The organism is Paenibacillus rubinfantis (genome assembly GCF_001486505.1).
In the GTDB taxonomy this organism is placed as follows: domain Bacteria; phylum Bacillota; class Bacilli; order Paenibacillales; family Paenibacillaceae; genus Fontibacillus; species Fontibacillus rubinfantis.
In genome coordinates this window covers 1-2,064 of record NZ_LN909056.1, presented here as the reverse complement: position 1 = coordinate 2,064, position 2,064 = coordinate 1, and the positions used below count along the sequence as shown (strand labels likewise).

The 2,064-nt window shown below is 59.3% G+C and carries 3 protein-coding genes; 2 read left to right on the top strand and 1 reads right to left on the bottom strand.

The features are described from left to right. The first annotated feature begins 132 nt into the window (after window positions 1–132). Both BN3277_RS01610 and BN3277_RS01605 read left to right on the top strand, forming a co-directional pair. Window positions 133–486 (top strand): single-stranded DNA-binding protein, encoded by a 354-nt coding sequence (locus BN3277_RS01610; RefSeq protein ID WP_059040577.1) that lies wholly within the window; start codon window positions 133–135, stop codon window positions 484–486. Between the two features lie 33 nt (window positions 487–519). Further along, the gene (locus BN3277_RS01605) at window positions 520–846 is read left to right on the top strand and encodes a hypothetical protein (RefSeq protein WP_059040576.1); all 327 of its coding nucleotides are present in this window, start codon (window positions 520–522) and stop codon (window positions 844–846) included. A gap of 87 nt (window positions 847–933) precedes the next feature. Here the strand turns inward: BN3277_RS01605 and BN3277_RS01600 are convergent, their stop codons facing one another. Then, a complete protein-coding gene (locus BN3277_RS01600) occupies window positions 934–1,665 on the bottom strand; it encodes a SprT-like domain-containing protein (protein WP_198342944.1) in 732 nt (243 codons plus the stop codon). Window positions 1,666–2,064: the final 399 nt, after the last annotated feature.

Sequence of the window (2,064 nt, the reverse complement as noted above, 5' to 3'; positions counted from 1 at the left end):
ACCGGGAGGCCGCGAAGCCCGCCCGGCAGCGTGCGCGCGGTCGCGGCGCAGAGCTTTGAAGGAAGGGAGGGCGGCCCCTGCCGCCCACTCGATTGCAGCACCAAACGTCAATTGCGAAGGAGGTAACACACCATGAACAAGCTGTTTTTCACGGGGCGCGCTGCCGCCGCGCCGGAACTCAATACCTACGGCGACACGAAGGTGGCGCGCTTCCGCCTGATCCGTAACGACTATGCCGGGAAGGACGAGAACGGCGAACGCAGGGAGAAGCAGGTAACTATCCCGTTCACCGCCTTTGGCGGGATGGCCGAAACGCTCGCCAAGAACGTGATGACCGGCGACCAACTCGTGATCGAGGCGAAGATTTCCAACAACAATTTCACCGATGGCGAGGGCAAAGAACGGTACGACTACAACTTTGAAGTCGTGGCCTTCGATTACGGAGCGCCGGGAGCCGAGAAGCGCAAGAAGCTGGCCGAGGGCTAACCGCCAGACCAACCAGCACCAAAAGGAATGTTTATGAGAACTGCTATCGGGGTCGCTTTGTTGTCAATGACTTTGCTTGCCGGGTGCGGCGACAGCGCAGGCGACCAGTTTCTAGGGAAATGGGTCGGCGTCAAGAACGACAAGCACGTGCTAGAGATCGAGCGAAACGGCGACAGCTACATGGTGCGGAACACCGAGCCTAGCCCGTTCACGGGCAAGACGCGGACCACGAACATACCGGCCACCTTGCAGGATGATGTTCTACAGGTGTCGGTCGGATTCGGCGCTATATCGCTCGCCATCGACGGCAAATCGGGCAACCTGACCGATGGAAGGATGGAGTATCGGCGGCAGGAATAGCCGACAGCCAGGTCAAACAGAGGCGGGGCACAGACCCCGCCTTTTTTTATGTCCGGCACCAAAAGGAAGCTGGGGCATCGTCCGGCCTCACTCGACGGGATCGAGCGGCACGGCCTTGCAATCCTCATTGCCGCACAGGAGCCGCAGCGACGGCTTGCCCCAAGCCTGCGCACCGCATGACGGGCAGCGATACTTGACGCGGTTCGAGCGGTTGCCGGGCAGTGGTGAAATCAGGTCGCCGAGATCGTCGCCGCCCTCGCCGTCATCGTCGCCCGTGTCGGCGATCGGCGCGGCGATCGTCGTCATGGGCGGGAAGCGATCGAGCCATGAGATTTTGAAATCCTGCGTCAGCAGCTTGTCGGTCGCCTGCATGAACAGGCCGCCCGGTATGGCATAGTCGGCCATTTTCTCGCCCGTGCGCGCGCCGCCGGGCTTGCCGGTGCTGGACGGCATCAGGCCGATGGCCTCCATTTTGTCGGCCCATTCCTTGTTGTGATAGCCGCGACGGCCCGGCTTGCCGAAGTGGAATTGCCAAGCGTGGACCATCTCATGCACCAAAGTTTGCAGGACTTCGAGCAGGGGCACGACAGCGAAATAGGACGGGTTAATGGCGATTTCGTCGGTCTTGCTCCGGTCGTGGCGATGCACGAACCGCTCCGATGAGAAATAGCCATAGGTCCGCTTTTCGCGCTGCATGGTGATGAGGCAGGGGGGAAGCTCCCCGCCGAATAGCTCCCGGTTGTAGTGATCGAACGCGGCTTGCAGTTCGGCATAGGCTTGAGCGGTCGGGCTGGTGATGACGATGGTTTCGGCGGCCAAGGCGATTCCCCTCAAATTGGATTGCACAATCCAAATACTACCCGCTTCGGGGCTGTCCGTCAAACGGTCGTTTAGCGGACATTCCGCATTTGTCCGTTTTCCTAGCTATTGCAATGAGAAAGCGGACAGAGTAGAATAACGGACAGAAAGCGGACACATCGGAGGCGTTATGTCGGAATCGAAGTGGATCGAGCATTACCGGGCCGGAGCGTGGACGGTCGGCGAAGTGATCGAGGCGGGCGCGGCGTGGATCGTGGCGATGGACCCGGACCTATAATGCTACATAGAATCTAGACAGCAAAAAAGGAGTTTCTTAGTTGTATGGCAACCAGTAGAAGAAAGTTCACACCGGAGGAGAAAGCGCAAATCGTACTGGAAATTTTAAAGGAAGAAAAGTCG